This is a genomic window from Streptomyces anandii JCM 4720, from assembly GCF_014650655.1.
GTDB lineage: Bacteria > Actinomycetota > Actinomycetes > Streptomycetales > Streptomycetaceae > Streptomyces > Streptomyces anandii.
In genome coordinates this window covers 80,221-87,907 of the sequence record NZ_BMVJ01000010.1, presented here as the reverse complement: position 1 = coordinate 87,907, position 7,687 = coordinate 80,221, and the positions used below count along the sequence as shown (strand labels likewise).

The 7,687-nt window shown below is 72.5% G+C and carries 8 protein-coding genes; 4 read left to right on the top strand and 4 right to left on the bottom strand.

The features are described from left to right. A partial coding sequence (locus IE249_RS37835; protein ID WP_308434373.1) for a glycoside hydrolase family 48 protein occupies positions 1-1,252 on the top strand: 1,252 nt, incomplete at its 5' end. An 81-nt stretch (positions 1,253-1,333) separates the two neighbouring features. Here IE249_RS37835 and IE249_RS19365 read toward each other — a convergent pair. Both IE249_RS19365 and IE249_RS19360 read right to left on the bottom strand, forming a co-directional pair. Beyond that, positions 1,334-2,083 (bottom strand): class I SAM-dependent methyltransferase, encoded by a 750-nt coding sequence (locus IE249_RS19365; protein WP_189706156.1) that lies wholly within the window; start codon positions 2,081-2,083, stop codon positions 1,334-1,336. Positions 2,084-2,116: 33 nt separating this feature from the next. Further along, positions 2,117-2,422: a 4a-hydroxytetrahydrobiopterin dehydratase gene (locus tag IE249_RS19360; RefSeq protein WP_189706154.1), complete on the bottom strand. Its 306-nt coding sequence runs from the start codon at positions 2,420-2,422 to the stop codon at positions 2,117-2,119. Positions 2,423-2,596: 174 nt separating this feature from the next. On the opposite strand from IE249_RS19360, the gene IE249_RS19355 reads away from it, so the two are divergent. From IE249_RS19355 to IE249_RS19345, 3 genes are all read left to right on the top strand, one after another. After that, entirely contained in the window at positions 2,597-3,439 is an 843-nt protein-coding gene (locus tag IE249_RS19355) for a helix-turn-helix domain-containing protein (protein ID WP_189706152.1), read from the top strand. 65 nt (positions 3,440-3,504) lie between these two features. Beyond that, positions 3,505-4,368, top strand: coding sequence for a Sco1979 family transcriptional regulator (locus IE249_RS19350; protein WP_189706150.1), 864 nt, complete (start codon positions 3,505-3,507; stop codon positions 4,366-4,368). Positions 4,369-4,456: 88 nt separating this feature from the next. After that, a complete protein-coding gene (locus IE249_RS19345; protein ID WP_189706148.1) occupies positions 4,457-5,272 on the top strand; it encodes an SAM-dependent methyltransferase in 816 nt (271 codons plus the stop codon). A gap of 175 nt (positions 5,273-5,447) precedes the next feature. Here IE249_RS19345 and dnaK read toward each other — a convergent pair whose 3' ends face one another. Then, a complete protein-coding gene (gene dnaK, locus IE249_RS19340) occupies positions 5,448-7,340 on the bottom strand; it encodes a molecular chaperone DnaK (RefSeq protein ID WP_189706146.1) in 1,893 nt (630 codons plus the stop codon). Positions 7,341-7,529: 189 nt separating this feature from the next. Continuing rightward, positions 7,530-7,687: OsmC family protein (locus IE249_RS37830; RefSeq protein ID WP_229858878.1), on the bottom strand; the 158-nt coding region annotated here is incomplete at its 5' end.

Sequence of the window (7,687 nt, the reverse complement as noted above, 5' to 3'; positions counted from 1 at the left end):
CGCCGGGCAGTGGAAGTACACCGACGCGCCGGACGCCGACGCGCGCGCGGTGCAGGCGGCGTACTGGGCGGACGTGTGGGCCAGGGCGCAGGGCAAGGGCGGTGACGTGTCGGCCACCGTCGCCAAGGCGGCCAAGATGGGCGACTACCTGCGCTACGCGATGTACGACAAGTACTTCAAGAAGATCGGGAACTGCGTCGGGGCCTCCGCCTGCCCGGCCGGCACCGGCAAGGACGCCTCGCACTACCTGCTGTCCTGGTACTACGCCTGGGGCGGCGCCACCGACACCTCGGCCGGCTGGGCCTGGCGCATCGGCTCCAGCCACGTCCACGGCGGCTACCAGAACCCGCTCGCCGCGTACGCGCTCAGCTCCTACGCCGACCTGAAGCCGAAGTCGGCCACGGGCGCCGCCGACTGGGCCAAGTCCCTCCAGCGGCAACTGGAGTTCTACCAGTGGCTGCAGTCGTCCGAGGGCGCCATCGCGGGCGGCGCGACCAACAGCTGGCAGGGCCGTTACGCCACCCCGCCGGCCGGCACGCCGACCTTCTACGGCATGTACTACGACTGGCAGCCCGTCTACCACGACCCGCCCTCCAACCAGTGGTTCGGCTTCCAGGCCTGGTCGATGGAGCGGGTCGCCGAGTACTACCAGCAGACCGGGAACGCCACCGCGAAGGCCGTCCTGGACAAGTGGGTGAAGTGGGCGCTGTCCAGGACCACGGTCAACCCGGACGGCACGTACCTGATCCCCTCCACCCTCCAGTGGTCCGGGCAGCCCGACACCTGGGACGCCTCCTCGCCCGGCTCCAACAGCGGCCTGCACGTCACCGTCGCCGACTACACCGACGACGTGGGCGTGACGGCGGCCTACGCCAAGGTGCTGACGTACTACGGCGCCAAGTCGGGTGACAGTCGGGCCAAGTCGACGGCGAAGGCGCTGCTGGACGGCGTGTGGGACCACCACCGGGACAGCCTGGGCGTCGCCGTCCCGGAGACCCGCACCGACTACAGCCGCTTCGGTGACGCGGTGTACGTGCCGAGCGGCTGGAGCGGCACCATGCCGGGCGGCGACAAGGTCGACTCCTCGTCCACGTTCGCCTCGATCCGCTCCTTCTACAAGAACGACCCGGCCTGGTCGAAGATCGAGTCCTATCTCGAGGGCGGCGCGGCCCCCGTCTTCACCTACCACCGGTTCTGGGCCCAGGCGGACACGGCCCTCGCCATGGGCTCGTACGCGGAGCTGCTCGAATAAGTCCCCGCTACGGCTTCGCGTGCCGCACCGGGTGGATCCCAGCGGGAACGGGGTCCGCCCGGTCGCGTGCGCGCCGTCGCCTCATGTGCCCGCCGGTTTCCGGAAGGCCCGCAGGGTGAACACCGGGTCCGGGCGGGGGCGGTCCTGGTCGGGCAGGGCGGCCAGCCGGGCGGCGAAGCCCTCGGCGAGCGGGTCGCCGGGCGGCAGCGTCACGAACCAGCCGCGCCGCAGGTCGGCGATGGTGCGGCGGGGGCTGCGGCCCTGACCCCGGCCGCGGAAGCGCTCCTGGCCGGCCGGGACCAGTCCGGCCTCGGCGGCATACCCGGCCACGGCGCCCTCGGCGTCACGGACCGGGCCGCGCGGCCGGGAGGCCAGGACGGCGTCGATGTCGCTGCCGACGTTGTGGGAGGCCCCCTTGTCGACCGTGGTGACGTACACACCGCCGGGGCGCAGCACGCGGGCGCACTCGGCGACGGCGGCCCCGGCGTCCTCGGCGCTCGGCGCGAGGTGCAGCAGCCAGACGCTGGTGACGGCGTCGAAGCACGCGTCGGGGAAGGGCAGGCGGCGGCTGTCGGCGCGGACCACGGCGCCGGGCAGCCGGGCGGCCGCCCGCCGGGCCATTTCCGCCGCCAGGTCCACGCCGGTCACCCGCAGGCCGGGACGCCGCCCGGCGATCCGGCGGGTGACGATGCCGGTTCCGCAGCCGACGTCCAGCAGGTCCCGGATGTCCGGCGGCAGCAGGCCGAGGACCGCCCGGGCGGCGGCGTCGGCTCTCGGTTCGCCGCCGCGCGAGGCGTCGTAGCGTTCGGCTTCCTCGTCGTAGTCCAGCACGCCGCTCCCCCCGGCCGGGCCCGGACGCGTCGTTCAGCCGGCCCCGTGAGCGGGGGCCAGTTCCTGCACGCGGCGGGCGAGCTCGAAGTCCTTTTCGGTCACTACGCCGCCGGCGCTGTGGGTGTTCACCCCGAGGGAGACCGTGTTGTAGCCGAGGGTGAGGTCGGAGTGGTGGTCCAGCTCGTCCTGGACCCGGGCGATGTGCACGACCATGGCGGCCGCCGCGAAGTGCGAGCCGAGCCGGAAGGAACGGGTGAGACGGTCCCCGTCGAGGCTCCAGCCGGGCAGCTCGGCCAGCCGGTCCTCGATCTCCTTCTGCGACAGCGGTTCGACGGGCATGGGGTCGCTCCCTTCCTGGGTACCGCCCGAGGGCGCGTCCTGCGTTCAGCGTGCCACAGGACCGCCGCGGCGCACCTGGTCACGAGCTCCCCGGGGGAACGCTCGGGGTCCGGCCCGCCCCGTGGCGCCCCGGTGGCGCCCCGTCCGCGCCCCTGTTCGACTACGGTCGTGCTCATGGCCAAGACCGCGACCGCTGCCACCCTGTCCCCCGCAGTCCCCGTCGCTTCCCCGGGCCAGGGCGCCGGCCCGCTGCTGCGGGCCTGGCGGGAGCGGCGCAGAGTCAGCCAGCTGGAGCTGGCGCTGCGCGCCGGATCCTCGGCCCGGCACATCAGCTTCGTCGAGACGGGCCGTTCCCGGCCCAGCGAGGAGATGGTGCTCCGGCTGGCCGAGCACCTGGACGTGCCCGTCCGGGAGCGCAACGCGCTGCTGCTGGCGGCCGGTTACGCCCCCCACTACCCCGAGACGCCGCTGGACGACCCGGCCCTGGGCGCCCTGCGGGAGGGCCTGGAACGGCTGATCCAGGGCTACGAGCCCTATCCGGCGCTGGTCGTCGACGCGACGTACGACGTGGTGACCGCCAACCGGGGCATCACGATGCTGCTGGAGGGCGTCCCCGAGTCGCTGCTCGCGCCGCCGCTGAACGCGATGCGGCTGACCCTGCACCCCGAGGGCCTGGCCCCGCGCATCCGCAACCTGCCCGAGTGGCGCGGGCACCTGCTGGCGCAGATGGAACGGCAGATCGCGCTGCACCGCTCGCCGGAGCTGAGGAAGCTGTACGAGGAGGTGGCCGCGTACCCGGTGCCGGACACCGGCGGGGAGCTGCCGGAACCGGCCGGGCAGGTGCCGTACTTCGCGCTGCCGATGCTGATCGAGCACGAGGACCGGGTGCTGTCGTTCGTCTCCTCCATCTCCACCTTCAACACCCCGATGGACGTGACGGTGGCCGAACTGGCGATCGAGACGTTTCTGCCGGCCGACCCGGCGACCGTCAAGTACCTTCATTCGACGATGGCCTGATGGGGCCACGGCGGCACATGACACACTGCTGACGAACGGCGTGCGCGCGGCTGGGGAGGCGTGGGATGAGTGAACGGCGGCCCGCGCCCACGGTGGGCCAGGTGGTGCTGGGCCGGAGGCTGCAGGAGCTGCGCGAGGCGGCCGGCCTGAGGCGCGAGGAGGCCGCGCAGGTGCTGCGGGTGGCCCCCGCGACCGTGCGCCGCATGGAGATGGCCGAGGTCGCGCTGAAGATCCCGTACGTGCAGGTGCTGCTGACCACCTACGGGGTGGCCGACGAGGAGGCCGCCGCGTTCGTGGCGCTGGCCGAGGAGGCCAACCAGCCGGGCTGGTGGCAGCGGTACCACGACGTGCTGCCGGACTGGTTCAGCCTGTACGTCAGCCTGGAGGGCGCGGCCCGTCTGATCCGCTCCTACGAGCCGCACTTCGTGCCGGGGCTGCTGCAGACCGAAGGCTACGCCCGTGCGGTGATGGAGGCCGGGACCATCGGGCAGGTCGGCCCCGAGGCGGTCGAGCGGCACGTGTCGCTGCGCATGGCCCGGCAGAAGCTGCTGGAGCGCGCCGACGCCCCGCACCTGTGGGTCATCATCGAGGAGACGGTGCTCAGGCGGCCGGTGAGCATCGACGGGCAGGTGATGCGCGACCAGCTGGACAAGCTCCTGGAGTACACCGAGCGGGACCGGGTGACGGTGCAGGTGGCCGAGTTCAGCGACGGCCCCCACCCGGGGACGTACGCGCCGTTCTCGCTGTTCCGCTTCGCCGAGCCGGAGCTGCCCGACCTGGTCTACACCGAGTACCTGACCGGCGCCCTGTACCTGGACTCCCGCAAGGAGGTCTCCACCCACCTGGAGGTCCTCGACCACATGACGGCGCGCGCCGCGTCCGCCGAACGCACCCGCAAGCTGCTCAGGGAGTGCCGCGAGAACTACTGAGCGCCCGCCCGCGTCACCGAGAGCAGTCACCGAACAGTTCATCCCCGTGCCACCGACGCCCCGACCAAGCCGAGGAGCAATCACCGCGATGACCGGATCCGACGCCGCGCCCGCCCGTATCGACACCAGCCGACCGCACCCGGCCCGGGTGTACGACTGGTGGCTGGGCGGCAAGGACAACTACCCGGTGGACGAGGAACTGGCCCGCCGGATCCTCGCCGTGGACGACACCGCCGTGCGCGGGGCCCGCGCCAACCGCCGGTTCATGCACCGCGCGGTGCGGACGGTCGCCGAGGCGGGGGTACGGCAGTTCCTCGACATCGGCACCGGCATCCCCACCGAGCCCAACCTGCACCAGGTGGCCCAGGGGGTGGCCGTGGAGTCGAGGGTGGTGTACGCCGACAACGACCCGATCGTGCTGCGGCACGCCGAGGCGCTGCTGCACGGCTCCGCCGAGGGCGGCACGCAGTACGTGCACGCCGACGTCCGCGAGCCGGACACCATCCTGCGCGAGGCGGCCGAGTCGCTGGACTTCTCCCGGCCCGTCTGCCTGTCGCTGGTCGCGCTGACGCACTACCTCGGCGACGAGGCCGACGGCGACGACGTGCACGGCGTGCTGCGGCGGTACGTCGACGCGCTCGCCCCGGGCAGCCACCTGGTCCTGTCGCAGGTGACGCCGGACCTGAACCCGGAGGCGGTGGAGAAGGCGGCCGCGCTGTTCCGACGGGGCGGCACGCCCTTCTTCCCGCGCCCGCTGGCCGAGTTCGCGCGGTTCTTCGAGGGGCTGCGGCTGCTGGGTCCCGGGATCATCCCGGTCACCGGGTGGCGGCCGGAGCCGGTCGACGTGGCCGCCCAGGAGGAGGGCATCGTGCCGGTGTACGCGGGGGTGGCCGTCAAGCCGTGAGGCCGGCCCGGGCCGCTGCCCTTGAGGGCGGCGGCCCGGCCGGTCTGCGCGTGGGCGGTGGCCCGGCCGGTCTGCGCGTGGGCGGTGGCCCGGCCGGTCTGCGCGTGGGCGACGGCCCGGCCGGTCGCGGGTGCGACGTGAGTCGCCGGCGCGACGCGGTCGCGGGTCGCGCCGGTCAGGCGGCGCCGGCGCCCCCCTTGGTGTCGCGTTCGTCGTCGACGATCTCCGCGTCCACCACGCCGTCGTCGTCGCGTTCGTGCCCGGGCTCGTGCTCGTGCGCGGCGGCGTCCTGCCCGGCGCCCGCGTCCTGGGCCTGCTGGGCCTGGGCGTACATGGCCTGGCCCATCTTCTGGCTGACGGAGGCCAGCTTCTCCACCCCGGTGCGCAGCGCGGCGGTGTCGGCGTTCTGCTCCAGCAGGGTCTTGACCTCGGCGGTGGCCTCCTCGACCTCCGTCCTGGTCCCGGCGGGGATGCGGTCGGTGTTGTCCTGGAGGAACCGTTCGGTCTGGTAGACGAGTTGTTCGGCCTGGTTGCGGGTCTCGGCGGCCTCACGGCGCTTGCGGTCCTCCTCCGCGTACTGCTCGGCCTCCCGCATCATGCGGTCGATGTCGTCCTTGGGCAGCGCGGAGCCGCCGGTCACGGTCATCTTCTGCTCGCGTCCGGTGGCGAGGTCCTTGGCGGAGACGTGCATGATGCCGTTGGCGTCGATGTCGAAGGCGACCTCGATCTGCGGCACCCCGCGCGGGGCGGGCGGCAGCCCGGTGAGGTCGAAGACACCGAGCTTCTTGTTGTACGCGGCGATCTCGCGTTCGCCCTGGTAGACCTGGATGCCGACCGAGGGCTGGTTGTCGGCGGCGGTGGTGAAGATCTCCGAACGCCGGGTGGGGATCGTGGTGTTGCGCTCGATCAGCTTGGTCATGATGCCGCCCTTGGTCTCGATGCCGAGGGACAGCGGGGTGACGTCGAGGAGGAGCACGTCCTTGACGTCGCCGCGGATCACGCCCGCCTGGAGGGCGGCGCCCACGGCCACCACCTCGTCGGGGTTGACGCCCTTGTGCGGGTCCTTGCCGGTCAGCTCGCGCACCAGGTCGGTGACGGCGGGCATCCGGGTGGATCCGCCGACCAGGATCACGTGGTCGATGGCGGACAGCTTGACGCCCGCGTCCTTGACCGCCTGGTGGAAGGGCGTCTTGCAGCGGTCGAGCAGGTCGGCGGTCAGCTCCTGGAACTGGGCCCGGGTCAGCTTCTCCTCCAGGTGCAGCGGGCCCTCGGCGGAGGCGGTGATGTAGGGCAGGTTGATGGTCGTCTCGGAGGACGAGGACAGCTCGATCTTCGCCTTCTCGGCGCCCTCGCGCAGCCGTTGCAGCGCCATCTTGTCCTGGCCGAGATCGATGCCGTACTGGCCCTTGAACCGCTTGACGAGGTGCTCGACGACCCGCTGGTCCCAGTCGTCGCCACCGAGGTGGGTGTCGCCGTTGGTGGCCTTGACCTCGATGACGCCGTCGCCGATCTCCAGCAGGGACACGTCGAAGGTGCCGCCGCCGAGGTCGAAGACCAGCACGGTCTGCTCCTCGCCCCGGTCCAGGCCGTAGGCGAGGGCCGCGGCCGTGGGCTCGTTGATGATCCTCAGCACCTTCAGGCCGGCGATCTCCCCGGCCTCCTTGGTGGCCTGGCGCTGGGCGTCGTCGAAGTAGGCGGGCACGGTGATCACCGCGTCGGTGACGTCCTCGCCGAGGTACGCCTCCGCGTCCCGCTTGAGCTTCTGGAGCACGCGCGCGGACAGCTCCTGGGCCCGGTAGCGGGTGCCGTCCACGGAGCCCTGCTCGGGGAAGCGCCAGTGCGCGTCGCCCATGTGGCGTTTGACGGAGCGGGCGGTGCGCTCCACGTTCGTCACGGCCTGCCGCTTGGCGACCTCGCCGACGAGGACCTCGCCGCTCTTGGCGAACGCCACGACCGACGGTGTGGTCCGCGCGCCCTCGGCGTTGGCGACGACGGTCGGCTCACCGCCCTCCAGCACGGCCACCACCGAGTTCGTCGTTCCGAGATCGATCCCGACCGCACGTGCCATCTTCCGTCCCCTTCCGCGAGGGCGCCTGCTGTACTTCCAGACTTCCAGCACAAAACTTGAGTGGGCCGTTGTCAATGCCGCGTACCCCCGTGTGTCGATAGGGGCGGGCCGGGGGTCGAGGTGGTCGCGGAAACGCCGGTGCCGCGCCCCCTGTCGCGGGGCGCGGCACCGGTGGGAGGGCGGATCGCCTCAGGCGAGCTTCGCGTCCAGGGTGATCGTCGTGCCGGCCAGGGCCTGGCTGACCGGGCAGTTCTTCTTGGCCTCCTCGGCGGCGGCGGTGAACGCGTCGTTGTCGATGCCGGGGACCGTGCCCTCGACGGTGAGGTGGATGCCGGTGATGCCCTCGC